The organism is Acidovorax sp. GW823-FHT02H02, assembly GCF_058797075.1.
Window position 1 is genome coordinate 106,616 of the sequence record NZ_JBXAJH010000011.1, and the last position, 15,928, is coordinate 122,543.

Sequence of the window (15,928 nt, forward strand, 5' to 3'; positions counted from 1 at the left end):
TCCATCCCGGGGACATTCCAGTGCCCTGCACCGACCCGGTCGCGACACCTGCGCGACTGTGTGCTCGCCCACCTGGCCGCCGCGCACCCGCGTTCGGCAGGGTGGCGACAGATGCAGGAAAGGAAGGTCCGGCCCATCTGCGCACGGCGGCGCATCCTTTCGCCTGCGCACGAACCGACACATGGGTCCCGTGCCCCCCGGGTGCGCTGGTTTTGCATTCCGCCGACGATTTCCAGGATTTCCGCATGACACAGAACATTTCCGCCGCCGAACAGGCTTTGCGCGACGCTGCGCGCGAATACCACCGCAACCCCACGCGGGGCAAGATTTCGGTCACCCCTACCAAGCCCTTGTCCAACCAGCGCGACCTGTCGCTGGCCTACTCGCCCGGCGTGGCCTACCCCTGCCTCGATATCCAGGCCGACCCCAGCAAGGCCTTCGACTACACCTCGCGCGGCAACCTGGTGGGCGTGATCACCAACGGCACGGCCGTGCTGGGCCTCGGCGACATCGGCCCGCTGGCCGGCAAGCCGGTGATGGAGGGCAAGGGCTGCCTGTTCAAGAAGTTTGCGGGCGTGGACGTGTTCGACATCGAACTGGCCGAGCGCGACCCCGACAAGCTCATCGACATCATTGCCGCGCTGGAGCCCACGCTGGGCGGCATCAACCTCGAAGACATCAAGGCGCCCGAGTGCTTCTACATCGAGCAGGAGCTGAGCAAGCGCATGAACATCCCGGTGTTCCATGACGACCAGCACGGCACGGCCATCATCAGCAGCGCGGCGCTGCTCAATGGCCTGGAACTGGTGGGCAAGGACATTGGCGCCGTGAGGATCGCGGTGTCGGGCGCCGGCGCCGCCGCCATTGCCTGCGTGGGTGTGATGGTGGGCCTGGGCGTGAAGGTGGAAAACATCTTCATGTGCGACTCCAAGGGCGTGATCTATGAAGGCCGCCCCGGCGGCTACGACGAATCCAAGGCCCGTTACGCGCAAAAAACCGAAGCGCGCACGCTGGCCGATGCGGTCCACGGCGCCGACGTGTTCCTGGGCTGCTCGGCCCCGGGCGTGCTCACGGCCGAGATGGTCAAGACCATGGCGGCCCAGCCCATCATTCTGGCGCTGGCCAACCCCGAGCCCGAGATCCGCCCCGAGCTGGCCAAGGCCATCCGCCCCGACTGCATCATCGCCACGGGCCGCTCGGACTACCCGAACCAGGTCAACAACGTCCTCTGTTTCCCCTACATCTTCCGCGGCGCGCTGGACTGCGGCGCCACCAAGATCACCGAGGCCATGAAGCTGGCCTGCGTGCGCCAGATCGCCGACCTGGCCAAGGCCGACATCAGCGAGGAAGTGGCCAGCGCCTATGCGGGCAAGGAGCTGACCTTCGGCCCCGACTACCTCATCCCCACGCCGTTCGACTCGCGCCTGATCCTCAAGATCGCGCCCGCCGTGGCCAAGGCCGCGGCGGAATCCGGTGTGGCCACGCGCCCCATCACCGACATGGAGGCCTACAAGGAAACGCTGTCGCGCTTTGTGTACCAGACCGGCATGCTGATGCGCCCCGTGATCAACGCGGCAAAGGCCCTGCCCGATGTGCAAAAACGCGTGGCCTATGCCGACGGCGAGGACGAGCGCGCCCTGCGCGCGGCGCAACTGGCCATCGACGACCACATCGCCCAGCCCATCCTGATCGGCCGCCCCGCCGTGATCGCGGCGCGCATCGCCAAGGCCGGCCTGCGCATGGTGCCGGGCAAGGACGTGGAAATCTGCGACCCCTCGGACGACCCGCGCTTCCGCCAGTACTGGGAGCACTACCACCAGCTCATGAAGCGCAACGGCGCCACGCCCGAAGTGGCCAAGGCCGCCGTGCGCCGCTCCAACACCATCATTGCTTCGCTGATGGTGTCGCTGGGCGACGCCGACGCCATGATCTGCGGCCTCGTGGGCACCTACGAAACACACCTGGAGCGCATCCACAGCATCCTGGGCCGGCAGGCCGGTGTGAACGACTACGCCGCGCTCAACGCCCTGATGACCAACCGCGGCACGCTCTTCATCGCCGACACCTATGTGAACGAAGACCCCACGGCGCAGCAGCTCGCCGACATCGCCTGGATGTCGGTGCAGGAGGTGCAGCGCTTTGGCCTGCCGCCCAAGGTGGCCTTCCTGTCGCATTCGAGCTACGGCTCGTCCAAACGCGCCTCGGCCCGCAAGATGCGCGAGGCGCGCGACCTGTTTGTGGCGGCCCACCCCGAGATCGAGTGCGACGGCGAGCTGCACGGCGACGCCGCGCTGGAGCCGAACATCCGCAACGCCTACATGGCGGACTCCACGCTCACTGATGCGGCCAACCTGCTGATCTGCCCCAACCTGGATGCCGCCAACATCCTCTACAACGTGCTGAAAACCACCACCAGCGGTGGTGTGACCGTGGGCCCCATCCTGATGGGCGTTGCGGCCACGGCCTGCATCCTGACGCCTGCATCCACCGTGCGCCGGGTGTTCAACATGACGGCACTGGCCGTGGCCAGCGCGGCGGCAAGGCCCAGGTAAGGGCAAGGCGCTCTGCCGCCCGAGGCCCGCAGAGGGCGTAACGGTGCGCGGGCGTGCAGTCCGGTGAAATTCAGCCCAAAAGCCTTCCAGTGCAATCAGGCCAAGCGCCAAAAGCTCCTTTTCCAGGAGCGAATACACCACCCACGGTGCCAGGGGAATGCCACCGCTATACTGCCCGCCCCGTTGGACTGCAGGATTGCCTGGCATGCGCTTGACCGCTTTTTTCCACCCACTGGCCACCCGCGGTGCAGTGACCGTTCTGGCAACCCTGGCACTGGCGGCCTGTGGTGGCACCAGCCCCACCCGGCCCGAAACGTCGGCGCAGCCCCCTCTTGCGTCCTCCACCAGTCCCATCCGTGTGGGCATTGCCCTGGGCGGCGGCGCGGCCAAGGGCTTTGCGCACATTGGCGTGATCAAGATGCTGGAGGCCAATGGCCTGGCGCCCGCTGTCATCTCCGGCACCAGCGCGGGCAGCGTGGTCGGAGCGCTGTATGCCAGCGGCATGAATGCCTTCGAGATGCAGGAGAAAGCCGTGGCACTCGACGAAACCCGGATCCGCGACCTGCAGCTGTCTTCGGGCGGTCTGGTGCTGGGCCAGAAGCTCGAAGACTATGTGAACGAGCAGGTGCGCCGCAAGCCCATGGAGCAGATGGCCAAGCCCTTCGTGGCCGTGGCCACAAGGCTCGAAGACGGCGAGCGCACCGTGTTCGCGCGCGGCAACACGGGCCAGGCCGTGCGCGCCTCCAGCAGCGTGCCGGGCGTGTTCCAGCCCGTGACCATCGGCAAATACCATTTTGTGGATGGCGGCGTCGTGAGCCCCGTGCCGGTGGATGCTGCGCGCCAGCTGGGCGCGGACATCGTGATCGCCGTGGACATCTCCAGCAAGGCCCGGGGCAAATCGCCCGGCGACATGCTGGGCACGCTGGGCCAGTCGATTGCCATCATGGGCCAGAAACTGGGCCAGGCCGAACTGGCGCGTGCCGACGTGATCATCCGCCCCCAGGTGCTGGACATCGGTTCGACGGACTTCAGCCAGCGCGCCAATGCCATCGTGGAAGGCGAAAAAGCGGCCCTGGCCGCCATGCCGCAGATCCGCGAGCGAATGGCCCAGCTGCAGGCCGAACGCGCCAACGCTGCGCAGCTGGCCCAGCAGAAAGCCGCCGAGGCGCATTACCAGACCTGCATGAACAGCCGTTCCCGCCTGCAAAAAATTGCGGACCTGGCACGGCTGGACGATTCCTGCACCGCGCCAAAGTAGCCGGGCGGCGGGTGGCACGCCGGGCCATGCGCCCTTGTGCTCCCGCCATGGCCCCTTCGCTGCGCCGGTGTGCGCGCAGACGCTTGGGGTACATTCAGCCGGGCTTGCCTCTCCCGCGCTGCCGCCGTCATCCCTGAGCCCGCTTTACCCATGTCGTCACCTTTTTCCGCCATCAAACCCGGCATCAAGCTGTCCGATCAGGTCGCCAGCGCGCTGGAGGCGGAAATCCGCGCAGGCCGCATCCAGGCGGCGCAGAAGCTGCCCACCGAGGCCGCGCTGGCCCAGCAGTTCCAGGTCAGCCGCACGGTGGTGCGCGAAGCCGTTTCGCGCCTGAAATCACTGGGACTGGTGGATTCGCGCCAGGGCAGTGGCGTGTATGTGCAGGCCCCGGGCATCGAACCGCTCCACTTTGACCTGCCGCACTCGGCATCGCGCGAGGCCGTGATGCAGATCGTGGAAGTGCGCAAGGCCCTCGAATCCGAAGTGGCCGAACTGGCCGCGCAGCGCCGCAACCCCGGCGACGTGGCCGCCATCCGCCACGCCATGCGGCAGATTGCCCAGGCCGTGCAGACCGGGCGCGACGGCGTGGAAGAAGATGTGCTGTTTCACCGCGCCATCGCCCGGGCCGCGGGCAATCCCTTCATGATCAGCACGCTGGACTACCTGGCCCAGTTCCTCAAGGGCGCCACGCGCGTGACCCGCGCCAACGAAGCGCGGCGCGCCGACTTTGCCCAGGCCGTGACGCAGGAGCATGAGCGCATCGTGCAGGCCATAGAGGCGGGTGACGCCCCCGCAGCCCGGCATGCCGCTGCCGAGCACATGCGCAACGCCCTGTCACGCATCGCGCAGGCCGATCCCGCCTTCTGGGCGCAGGACGGCGAGCGGCTGGCCCAGCCGCTGGTACAGGCCTCGCCGCCGCTGCTGTTTTAACCTTCGCGGCAGTACGCCAACCCACATCAGGGTTAACCCGGAACAGGGTCGTTCCGATAAATTTGTATGATAACCATATAAACACACCAACAGAGGTGCGACGCATCGCGCTCGCCCCTCCATTCAGAGAACCCTCGCATGTCCACCCTCGCACTCCTCGGCATTGGCGCCGGCAGCATCGCCCTGCTTCTTTTGCTCATCATCCGCTGGCAGGTCCACGCCTTCGTGGCCATGATGCTGGTGAGCTTTCTGGTGGCATTTGCCACCGGCATGCCCATTGGCGACATCATCAGCACGCTGATAGCGGGCATGGGCGGCACCCTGGGTTCAGTGGCCATCCTGGTGGCACTGGGCTCCATGCTGGGCCGCATGATCGAGGTCTCGGGCGGCGCGGCCAGCCTGGCCAACCGCTTCACACAGCTGCTGGGCCCCACGCGCGTGCCCATGGCCCTCACGGCGGCGGCGCTGGTGCTGGCCATCCCCGTGTTTTTTGACGTGGGCTTCATCATCCTGGTGCCCATCGTCTATGGCTTTTGCAAAGCCGCAGGCGTCAACCCCATCAAGTTCGGGCTGCCCGTGGCGGGCATCATGCTGGCCGCACACGTGGTGGTGCCGCCGCACCCCGGCATCGTGGGCGGTGCGGCCATCGTCAAGGGCGACATCGGCTGGATCACCATCATCGGCCTGTCCATCTGCATTCCGCTGGCGGCGCTGTCGCAGTACGTGGCGGGCTGGCTCAATCGCAAGGGCTACCCCCTGCTGCCCACCACGGCAGAACAGTTTGCCGCCTTTGGCAACAGCGACGAAACCGCTGCATCCAAAGCCCGCAGTGCCCCGGGCGTGGGCACCATCCTGGCGCTGATCCTGATCCCGCTGGCCCTCATCATGGCCGGCACCACCGGCGCCACGCTGCTGCCCAAGGGCGACAGCCTGCGCAATGTGCTGGGCTTCATCGGCTCGCCCATCTTTGCGCTGATGGTGGCCGTGGGCCTGGCCATGTTTCTGCTGGGCCGCAGCCAGGGCTGGAACCGCGAACGCACCAACGCCATCATGGAGTCCGCCCTGCCCCCCGCCGCCACCGTGATCCTGGTGACGGGCGCGGGTGGCGTGTTTGCCAAGGTGCTCACCGCCAGCGGCATTGGCGCGGCGCTGTCGCAAAGCCTCACGGCCACGCACCTGCCGCTGATCCTGCTGGCGTTCATCATCGCGCTGGCGCTACGCGCCGCCCAGGGCTCGGCCACCGTGGCCATCATCACCACCTGCGGCCTGCTGGCCGATGCGATGGCGGGTGGCGGGTATTCGCCCTTGCAAGTGGCGCTGCTCACCGTGGCCATTGGCTTTGGCAGCCTGGGGCTGTCGCACGTCAACGATTCAGGCTTCTGGATCGTGACCCGCTACCTGGGCCTGAGCGTGGGCGATGGCCTGCGCACCTGGACGGTGCTGACCACCGTGCTGGGCCTGGCGGGCTTTGCACTGACCGCCCTGCTGTGGGCCCTGGTGGCCTGAGCCGCATTGATCGATTTTCTGAAGGACTGACAACATGACCCAACCCATCGTAGGCATCATCGGCCTGGGCGCCATGGGCGCCGGCATTGCCAAAACCCTGCGCAACAACGGCTTTGCCATCCATGTGTGCGACGTGCGCCCCGGTGTGGCCGAGGCCTTTGTGGCCGACGGTGGCACCGCCCACGCCACGACAGCCGCCCTGGCGGCGGTGAGCGATGTGGTGGTGTCGGTGGTGGTGAACGCCGCACAGACCGAAAGCGTGCTCTTTGGCGAGAACGGTGCCGCCGCAGCGATGCGCCCCGGCAGCACCTTTGTGATGTGCTCCACGGTGGACCCCAACTGGTCCGTGGCGCTCGAAGCGCGCCTGAACGCCCTGGGTCTCCACTACGTGGACGCCCCCATCTCCGGCGGCGCCGCCAAGGCCGCGTCGGGCCAGATGACCATGATGACCTCCGCCAAACCCGAGGCCTATGCGGCCGCCAATGCAGTGCTCGACGGCATGGCAGGCAAGGTGTACCGCCTGGGTGACAAGGCGGGCGCGGGCAGCAAGGTCAAGATCATCAACCAGTTGCTGGCCGGCGTGCACATTGCGGTGGCGGCCGAAGCCATGGCCCTGGGCCTGCGCGAAGGCGTGGACGCCGCAGCGCTGTACGAGGTCATCACCCACAGCGCGGGCAACAGCTGGATGTTCGAGAACCGCATGGCCCATGTGCTGGCGGGCGATTACACGCCGCTGTCGGCCGTCGATATCTTCGTGAAAGACCTGGGCCTGGTGCTGGACACCGCACGCGCCAGCAAATTCCCCCTGCCGCTGGCCGCCACGGCGCACCAGATGTTCATGCAGGCATCCACTGCAGGCTTTGCCAAGGAAGATGACAGTGCTGTGATCAAGATCTTCCCCGGCATCACGCTGCCAAATAGTGAAGGTCCAGGGAAGGACAAGGCATGACGCGCGCACGTGCACTGCTGGGCTGCATTGCCGACGACTTCACCGGCGCCACCGACCTCGCCAACAACCTGGTGCGCGCAGGCATGCGCGTGGTGCAGGCCATGGGTGTGCCCACAGCACCTTTGGATACCGAGGCCGATGCCATCGTGGTGGCGCTCAAGTCGCGCACCATCCCCAAGGACGAAGCCATCGCCCAGTCGCTGGCCGCACTGCAGTGGCTCAAGGCGCAGGGCGCCGAGCAAATCTATTTCAAATACTGCTCCACCTTTGACAGCACGGCCGAAGGCAACATCGGCCCCGTGACCGATGCACTGATGCAGGCCCTGGGCACCGACTTCACCATCGCCACGCCCGCCTTCCCCGACAACAAGCGCACGGTGTTCAAGGGCTACCTGTTTGTGGGCGATGTGCTGCTGAACGAGAGCGGCATGCAGAACCACCCGCTCACGCCCATGACCGACCCCAACCTGGTGCGCGTGCTACAGGCGCAAACACCCAGCCGCGTGGGCCTGATCGACCACAGCGTGGTCGCACAGGGCGAGGCCGCCATCCGCGCGCGCATCGACCAACTGAAGGCCGAGGGCGTGCGCATGGCCGTGGTGGATGCGGTGTCCAACGCCGACCTGCTGCGCCTGGGCCCTGCCCTCAAGGGCATGCCGTTGGTCACAGCGGGCTCGGGCGTAGCGATTGGCCTGCCGGGCAACTTTGGCGTGGCCCCCAGCAACGAGGCAGCCCGCCTGCCCGCCGCGCAAGGCCTGCAGGCCATCGTGTCGGGCAGCTGCTCGGTGGCCACCAACCAGCAGGTGATGGATTTCATCAAGGCGGGCCAACCCGCCCTCGCCATCGACCCGCTGCGCATCGCCGCAGGCGTGGACGTGGCCGCCGAAGCGCTGGCCTGGGCCGAAGGCCACATAGGCCAAGGCCCGGTGCTGGTGTATTCCACCGCCGAGCCCTCGGCCGTGCGCGCCATCCAGGGCAAGCTCGGTTCCGAGAAAGCCGGGGCCATGGTGGAAGAGACCATTGCCGCCATTGCCCGCGGCCTGGTGCAGCGCGGTGTGCGCCAGCTCATCGTGGCGGGTGGTGAAACATCCGGTGCCTGCGTGCAGGCCCTGGGCATTACGCAAATGCGCATCGGCGCGCAGATTGACCCCGGCGTGCCGTGGTGCCATGCGGTGGCGCCTGATGCCAAGGACGGGCTGCACATCACGCTGAAGTCGGGCAACTTCGGCAGCACCGACTTTTTCACCAAGGCTTTTGCACAATTACAGGCATGACCTCTACCCCCGCCTTCATGGATGAGCCCCAAGCCCGCGCCGAGATCTGCCGCGTGGGCCGCAGCCTGTTTGAGCGGGGCTACGTGCACGCCACCGCTGGCAACATCAGCGTGCGCCTGGCCGATGGCTACCTCATCACACCCACCGATGCCTGCCTGGGCACACTGCAGCCCGAGCGGCTGGCGCGGCTGGACGCACAGGGCCAGCAGGTGGCGGGCGACCGGGCCAGCAAGACCATTGCGCTGCACCGGCAGATCTACGAGGCCTCGGCATCCACAGCCGCACCCGCGCGCTGCGTGATCCACACCCACAGCACGCACCTGGTGGCGTGCTCGCTGCAGACCGATACCGCTGCAGGCGGCCAGCTGGCGCCCGATGCGTCATTGCTGCCCCCCATCACGCCCTACTTTGTGATGAAGGTGGGCCGCGTGCCGCACATCCCCTACCACCGCCCCGGCGACGCTGCGGCGGCAACCCTGGTGGCGCAAGCCATCACCCGCTACGCCGCCCAGGGCAGCCCCGTGCGCGCCGTGATGCTGGCGCGGCTGGGACCCAATGTGTGGCACGACACGCCGGCTGCCGCCATGGCCGTGCTCGAAGAGCTGGAAGAGACTGCCCGTCTGTGGCTGTTGTGCCAGCCCCGCCCCACGCCGCTGACCGAACCCCAGATCGAAGAACTGCGCCAGACCTTTGGCGCGCAGTGGTAAGGCCAAGCCTTCACCCCAGACTGAAAGAAACCCATGCCCCGTTTTGCCGCCAATCTGTCCATGCTCTACAACGACGTGGACTTCCTCGACCGCTTTGCCGCCGCCGCCCGCGATGGTTTCAAGGCCGTGGAATACCTCTTTCCCTACGCCTACCCGGCCCCGGAGTTGGCTGCGCGCCTGCAGGCCAACGGTTTGCAGCAGGTGCTGTTCAACGCCCCGCCCGGCGACTGGGACGCGGGCGAGCGCGGCCTGGCCTGCCTGCCCGGGCGCGAGGCCGAGTTCCGCGACGGCATGGCCAAGGCCATTGAGTACGCCAAGGCGTTGCAGTGCCCGCGCATCCACGTGATGGCTGGCCTGGTGCCCGCCGGAGCCGACGCGGCCACCGTGCGCGCCACCTACATCGCCAATGTGCGCCACGCCGCCGAACAGGCCGCACCCCACGGCATCCAGATCCTGCTGGAACCCATCAACGGCCGCGACATGCCCGGCTTCTTTCTGAGCCGCCAGGACCAGGCCCACGCGCTGATTGCCGAGATCGACGCCGCCAACGTCAAGGTGCAGATGGACCTGTACCACGCCCAGATCGTGGAAGGCGACCTGGCCATGAAGATCCGCCAGTACCTGCCCACCGGCCATGTGGGCCACCTGCAGATCGCGGGCGTGCCGGAGCGCCACGAGCCTGATGTGGGCGAGGTGAACTACACCTACCTGTTCCAGCTGCTGGACAGCCTGGGCTACGACGGCTGGATTGGCTGCGAGTACCGCCCTGCGCGCGGTGCAGCGCCCCACGCCACGTCGGACGGCCTGGGCTGGCTCAAGCCCTGGCTGTGAGGCGCGTCCTGGAGCCTGCAGCGTAAAGCCCCCGCACGTTTGCCGGGTGGCAGGAGACCGGTACTGCTGCAACGCATCACACATGCGCTGCCAGCAAAGATGTCATGGTGCCTGAGCATCAGGAACCCAGTGACACAGGGACCAGGTCATCCAAAGGGACGCTGTCATGCCCATGGATTCACAGGCGAGCGAACGGATCGACCAGCGAGGCCAGCGTGACGGCGCCAGGCGCCACGGTGCCCGTGCGGCGGGCGGTCTCGGGAGGTTCGTTGACCGGTGTGAGCGGCAGCGGCTGCATGCTGCGGCCGTAGATGCGCTGCACACGTTCTGTCAGCGTGGGGTGCGCGTCGAGCCAGCGCTCCATGGTGCCAGCGCCCTCCAGGTCCACCAGCAGCATGTGCTGCACCGCGGGGTGCGCCAGGCCCTGGTGGGTGGTGTGCCCGTAGCCTGCGGGGGTGGCGCGCCGCTGCGCCATCACCTTGCGCAGCACGCCGCCCAGGCCATCGCGGCTGCGCGTCCATTGCACGGCGCGGGCATCGGCCAGGTACTCGCGCTGGCGTGACACGGCGGCCTTGAGCATGCGGCCCGCCAGCCAGCCGGCAAAGCCCGCCAGCATGATGGCCGAGCCGAACAGCCACGCCAGGCCACGGCGCTCGCGCACTTCGTCGCCAAAGTTGTAGACCAGCTCCAGCCCGTACACCATGCCCGCCAGGCGCATCTTCAGGCGCGTGTCGCCCTCGTGCAGATGGCTCAGTTCGTGGGCCACCATGCCCTGCAGTTCTTCGCGCGTGAGATGGTCGAGCGCGCCCTGGGTGACGGCCACCACGGCATCGCTCGCGTCCCAGCCGGCGGCAAAGGCGTTGATGGCATCGCTGCGCGGCAGCACCATCATCTGCGGCTGCGGCATGTGGGCCGCAATGCACAGCTCAGCAACGATGTTGCACAGGCGCTGCTCGGCATGCGACACGGAGGGTCGGGCCTCGCGCGCGCCGATGCGCTGCGCCAGCTTCACGCCGCCGGCGCGCAGGTTGGAGGTTTCCACCCACCAGCCACCGAGCACCAGCATCAGCGACACCCCCACGTTCACCGCCAGAAAACCCTCCGGGAACGGCAGATGCACTGGCAGCACCGCCACCATCAGCAGCCAGGCCACCACCAGCGCGCCATGCACGGCTGCCACCAGCACGGCCACGGCCAGCGCAAAGGCCAGCAGCAGCCGGCGCGTTTCGCTGCGGGCGCTGTGCTGGTGTTCCCAGAACCTCATGGGGACAACTCAGGCAGGCAGTCCGTCAGAACTGCACGCGGGGCGCGGCACGCTCTTCCTCGCTGCGCGTGGCGTCAAGCATGGGTGCCGTGGGAAAGCCCAGCAGCCGTGCCACCACGATGGCCGGAAACTGCACCGCCTGGTCATTGAAGTCCAGCACCTGGTCGTTGTAGGCCTGGCGCGCAAAACCCAGGCGGTTCTCGGTGCTGGTGAGCTCTTCGCTGAGCGACTGCATGGTGGCATCCGCCTTGAGTTCGGGGTAGTTTTCGGCCACCACCATCAGGCGCCCCAGGCTGCCGCCCAGGGCCTGCTCGGCCACTGCCAGCGCACCCATGGCGCTGGCACTGGCGGGGGCCGCCCGCGCAGCGGCCGCCGCACCCTGCGCCTGGCCGCGCGCCTTGGTCACGGCCTCCAGCGTGGCCGCTTCGTGGGCCAGGTAACCGCGCGCCACTTCTACCAGGTTGGGCACCAGATCGTAGCGGCGCTTGAGCTGCACGTCGATCTGCGCGAAGGCATTGGCAATGCGGTTGCGCAACTGCACCAGCCGGTTGTAAACAGCAATGGCCCACACCACCAACGCAGCGACCAACGCCACAACAATCCATGCAGTTGCCGACATGTCCCACCCTCCGTTTGCTTGAATGGGGGCATCTTAACGGCCGAAGATGGCTTGGCGGAACCCTCAAACGCCCTTGTTGCGCATCCAGTCGGCCGTCCCCATGAAGCTCTCTTTCAGCCGGGCACGCAGATCCTGCGGCACACCGGTTTCGCCCATGGCCTGGTCCATGCAGGCCACCCACTGGTCGCGCTCCTTGATGCCGATGGCAAACGGCATGTGGCGCGCACGCAGGCGGGGGTGGCCAAACTGGTCGGTGTAGTACGACGGCCCGCCCAGCCAGCCGCACAGGAACATGAAGAGCTTTTGCCGGGCATCGGCCAGGTCACTGCCGTGGGCAGCGCGCAGTTCGGCGTAGCCTGGCTCCAGGTCCATCAGGTCGTAAAAGCGCTCGGTGAGCGCGTGCACACGGCTTTCGCCACCGATCCATTCAAAGGGCGTCTGGGTGACTGCGGGTTCGGAGCTGTTCCGGTGCGCATCAGGGGTTGAAGAATTCATATAAAACCGGCTCTGGCGCAATGGAACCATGCGCTGACAACTGTCAAATCCATATCAAAATAAAACCATCTCGCGGCAGTGGCCCGCATCGCCTATTCCGCTGCGCGCCGCAGCGTATCCACCACAGGGCGGTTGAGCACATCGCGCAGCCCCCACCAGCCAGCCGCCAGCGCCAGCAAGGCGCCGACCAAGGCCCCCGCCAGTGGCACCCACGGCGCGGCGGTCCAGGCGAAATCGAATACATAGCGCGCCAGGGCCCAGCCCACGGCCACGGCCACGCAGCTGGCAAGAAAGCCAGCCAGCAGGCCCACGCCCATCAGCTCGGCGCGCTGCACCTGGCGCAGCAGGCTGGCGCGGGCCCCCACGGCGCGCATGATGGCGAACTCGCGCGCCCGCTCCTCGCGCGTGGCCGTGACGGCGGCAAACAGCACCACCAGACCGGCCGCCAGCGTGAAGGCGAACAAAAACTCCACCGCCTGGATCACCTGTTCCAGCACGCGCTGCACCTGGGCAATGGTGGCGCCCATGTCTACGTTGGTGATGTTGGGAAACTGCCGCACCAGCGCGTTGTCGAAGCCCGCCTTGCCGGGCGCTCGGTAGGCGGCAAGATAGGTCACCGGCACATCCTGGAGGCTGGCCACGGGATACATCACGAAGAAATTGGCGCGCATGGAACCCCAGTCCACCTTGCGCAGGCTGGTGATACGGGCTTCGTTCTGCACGCCGCCCATGTCGAACCGCAGGCGGTCGCCCAGCTTCAGACCCAGGGTTTGTGCAATGCCTTCTTCCACGCTGATCGCACCCTCTTCGCCAGGCGTCCACTGGCCGGCCACCACCTGGTTGTGGCTGGGCTGGTCCACCGCGGTGGAAAGGTTGAACTCACGGTCCACCAGGCGCTTGGCGCGGTCTTCGGTGTAGCTGTCGGGGCCCACGGACTGGCCGTTCACGGCCAGCAGGCGGCCGCGAATCATGGGGTACCAGTCGTAGCGGGCCACACCCGCATCTTTCAGCACCTGCTGGAAGGCTTCGGCCTGATCGGGCATGACGTTGATGACGAAACGGTTGGGCGCATCGGGCGGCGTGGCCTTGCGCCAGCTGGCAATCAGGTCGGTGCGCAGCAGCACCAGCAGCACCAGCGCCAGCAGCCCCACGGCCAGGCTGCTGACCTGCACCACCGCGTAGCCCGGGCGGGCCGAGATCTGACGCGTGGCCAGCACCAGCCAGCGCGGCGCGGTGGATTCATTGACGCTCTTGCGCAGCAGCTTCACCGCCACCCAGCTCAGCAGCGCAAACAGCGCCACGGCGCCGGCAAAGCCGCCCACGGCAATCAGGCCCAGCACCAGATCGCTGCTGACGGCCAGCAGCAATGCCGCAAAACCTGCCACGCCCACCGCCAGCACCGCCAGCGATACAGGCTTGAGCCCGCCCATGTCGCGCCGGATCACGCGCAGCGGCGGCACCTGGGCCAGTTGCAGCACCGGCGGCAGCCCGAAAGCCAGCAGCAGCATCAGGCCCATGCCCAGGCCAAATGCCACGGGCCACAGGCTGGGCGCGGGCAAAGCCGACTCCACCAGCCCTGCCAGCAGCAGCACGAAAACGTTGTGGACCAGATAACCGAGCGCCACGCCCAGGGCGCTGGCAAACAGCCCGATCAGCGCGAACTCGGTGGTGTAGGCGCCAGCGATGGTGCGCTGGCTCTGGCCCAGCACGCGCAGCATGGCCGACGCATCGAGATGGTCGGCCGCAAAGCCCCTGGCCGCCAGCGCCACGGCCACGGCCGACAGCAGGGCCGCCAGCAGGGCCACCAGGTTGAGGAATTTCTGGGCGCGGTCCAGCGTCTGGCGCATCTCGGGGCGGCCGCTTTCGAGCGACTCCACGCGCACGCCGTGCACCTCGGGTTTCTTTGCCTCGGCGGCAGCCCATTCGGCGAAGGCCTTGACGGCAGCGGGCGAACCGGCCACGGCAAAACGGTAGGTGAGGCGGCTGGCCGGCTGCACCAGGCCGGTGGCCGGCACGTCGGCCTGGTTGATCATGGCGCGCGGCGCAAAGCTCATGAAGCCGGCACCCCGGTCGGGCTCCACCACGATGATGCGCGCAATGCGCAGTTGCGCATCGCCCAGCAGCAGCATGTCGCCCATGGCGAGGTTCAGCGCTTCCAGCAAGGGCGCATCGACCCAGACCTCGCCCGGCGCAGGAATATCGCGGGTGACCTCACCCAGGGCATCGAGCGAGTCGGCCACCTGCAGATTGCCGCGCAAGGGATAGCCCGGCTCCACGCTCTTGAGGGCCACCAGCTTGGTGGCACCGCCCTGCAGATCGCTGGCCCGGCCCATGGTGGGAAAGCCCATGGTCGTCACGGCCTGCAGGCCCAGCGCCCGGGCGCGCTCGGCAAAGGCGGGGGGCGTGGGGTTGTCGCTGGCCACCACGGCATCGCCACCCAGCAACTGCAGGGCGTCGCGCTCCAGCCCCCCCTGCAGCCGGTCGGCAAAAAAACCCACCGACGTCAGCGCCGCCACCGCCAGCGTGACGGCCACCATGAGCAGGCGCAACTCTCCGGCGCGCAGATCACGTGCCAGGGTACGCAGCCCCAGGCGGAAAAAAGACAGATTCATGGGGATGAACCTTAGCGCAATTGCGCTGCCGAAGCGGCTTTAGGGATTTGCCGCAGCCAGTTCGGTTTGCAGCAGCAGGCGGTCGGCACCGCTGTAGCAGACGAAGCGCCGGTTGGTTGCGCGGCCAATGGTGCACAGGCCGAGCTGCTGCGCCACGGCATGGCCCATCTGCGTCATGCCGCTGCGCGAGACCACGATGGGCACGCCCATCTGCGCCGACTTGATGACCATCTCGCTGGTCAGCCGGCCCGTGGTGTAGAAGACCTTGTCGCCGCCCGCCATGTCGCCTGCCTGCATCCACATCCAGCCGGCGATGGTGTCGATGGCGTTGTGCCGGCCCACGTCTTCCACGAACGTGAGCAGTTCCTCGCCGCGAAACAGCGCGCAGCCATGCACCGAGCCGGCGGACTTGTAGGTGCTTTCCTTGAGGCGAATCGCGTTGACGATGCCGTAAAGCTGCGCCTGCGTGAGCTGCGCTGCCGGCAGCGCGATACGGTCCACCTCGTCCATCAGCCCACCGAACACGCTGCCCTGCCCACAGCCGGTGGTGATCACCCTGGCCGCCGTGCGTTCTTCGATGCGCTCGATGCCGCTGCGGGTCTTGACGGCTGCAGCGTTGACCTCCCAGTCGACGGTGATGGATTCGATGTCGTGCACCGATTGCACCAGCCGCTGGTTGCGCAGGTAGCCCAGCACCAGCAGCTCGGGCAGCGCACCCAGTGTCATCAGCGTGACGAGCTCGCGCTTGTCCACATACACGGTCAACGGGCGTTCGGCGGGAATATGCACCTGCTCGCGTTCACCGCGCTCGTTCACCACCTCCACGGCGTGGGTCAGGGGGGCTTGTGCCTGGGTCAGGCGCGGCAAGGCGGGGGCCGCAAGATCGGGTACGTCAGTCATGCGATCAGCGTGCACGCATTCCTCGCCAGTC

The 15,928-nt window shown here is 67.4% G+C and carries 13 protein-coding genes; 8 read left to right on the forward strand and 5 right to left on the reverse strand.

Features of this window, described 5'->3' with window-relative positions; all coding sequences use genetic code 11:
- Positions 1-245 precede the first annotated feature (245 nt).
- The 8 genes from AC1RDS_RS13220 to otnI all read left to right on the forward strand — a co-directional run bounded on the left by AC1RDS_RS13220 (position 246) and on the right by otnI (position 10,007).
- On the forward strand, positions 246-2,552 hold the full coding sequence (locus AC1RDS_RS13220; protein WP_287876536.1) for an NADP-dependent malic enzyme: 2,307 nt from the start codon (positions 246-248) through the stop codon (positions 2,550-2,552).
- A gap of 205 nt (positions 2,553-2,757) precedes the next feature.
- Entirely contained in the window at positions 2,758-3,810 is a 1,053-nt protein-coding gene (locus AC1RDS_RS13225; RefSeq protein ID WP_287876534.1) for a patatin-like phospholipase family protein, read from the forward strand.
- A gap of 150 nt (positions 3,811-3,960) precedes the next feature.
- The gene (locus AC1RDS_RS13230) at positions 3,961-4,740 is read left to right on the forward strand and encodes a FadR/GntR family transcriptional regulator (RefSeq protein WP_287876532.1); all 780 of its coding nucleotides are present in this window, start codon (positions 3,961-3,963) and stop codon (positions 4,738-4,740) included.
- A 138-nt stretch (positions 4,741-4,878) separates the two neighbouring features.
- Entirely contained in the window at positions 4,879-6,246 is a 1,368-nt protein-coding gene (locus AC1RDS_RS13235; protein WP_287876530.1) for a GntP family transporter, read from the forward strand.
- A 34-nt stretch (positions 6,247-6,280) separates the two neighbouring features.
- Positions 6,281-7,195, forward strand: coding sequence for an L-threonate dehydrogenase (ltnD, locus tag AC1RDS_RS13240; protein WP_287876528.1), 915 nt, complete (start codon positions 6,281-6,283; stop codon positions 7,193-7,195).
- A complete protein-coding gene (gene otnK, locus AC1RDS_RS13245) occupies positions 7,192-8,469 on the forward strand; it encodes a 3-oxo-tetronate kinase (RefSeq protein WP_287876526.1) in 1,278 nt (425 codons plus the stop codon). The genes ltnD and otnK overlap by 4 nt, the downstream gene beginning before the upstream one ends.
- A 17-nt stretch (positions 8,470-8,486) precedes the next feature.
- Positions 8,487-9,176: a class II aldolase/adducin family protein gene (locus AC1RDS_RS13250; RefSeq protein WP_287876563.1), complete on the forward strand. Its 690-nt coding sequence runs from the start codon at positions 8,487-8,489 to the stop codon at positions 9,174-9,176.
- A 33-nt stretch (positions 9,177-9,209) separates the two neighbouring features.
- Positions 9,210-10,007, forward strand: coding sequence for a 2-oxo-tetronate isomerase (otnI, locus tag AC1RDS_RS13255; protein ID WP_287876524.1), 798 nt, complete (start codon positions 9,210-9,212; stop codon positions 10,005-10,007).
- Between the two features lie 178 nt (positions 10,008-10,185).
- Here otnI and AC1RDS_RS13260 read toward each other — a convergent pair whose 3' ends face one another.
- The 5 genes from AC1RDS_RS13260 to AC1RDS_RS13280 form a co-directional block, all read right to left on the reverse strand.
- Complete coding sequence (locus AC1RDS_RS13260; RefSeq protein ID WP_287876522.1) at positions 10,186-11,271, reverse strand: M48 family metalloprotease; 1,086 nt, start codon at positions 11,269-11,271, stop codon at positions 10,186-10,188.
- Positions 11,272-11,296: 25 nt separating this feature from the next.
- Complete coding sequence (locus tag AC1RDS_RS13265; protein WP_287876520.1) at positions 11,297-11,890, reverse strand: LemA family protein; 594 nt, start codon at positions 11,888-11,890, stop codon at positions 11,297-11,299.
- 63 nt (positions 11,891-11,953) lie between these two features.
- Positions 11,954-12,385 carry a group II truncated hemoglobin gene (locus AC1RDS_RS13270; RefSeq protein ID WP_287876518.1) on the reverse strand — a complete coding sequence of 144 codons (432 nt, stop codon included), beginning with the start codon at positions 12,383-12,385 and terminating at the stop codon, positions 11,954-11,956.
- Between the two features lie 92 nt (positions 12,386-12,477).
- Positions 12,478-14,997, reverse strand: coding sequence for an ABC transporter permease (locus AC1RDS_RS13275; RefSeq protein ID WP_287876516.1), 2,520 nt, complete (start codon positions 14,995-14,997; stop codon positions 12,478-12,480).
- Positions 14,998-15,036: 39 nt separating this feature from the next.
- The gene (locus AC1RDS_RS13280; protein WP_092696819.1) at positions 15,037-15,897 is read right to left on the reverse strand and encodes a formate dehydrogenase accessory sulfurtransferase FdhD; all 861 of its coding nucleotides are present in this window, start codon (positions 15,895-15,897) and stop codon (positions 15,037-15,039) included.
- Positions 15,898-15,928: the final 31 nt, after the last annotated feature.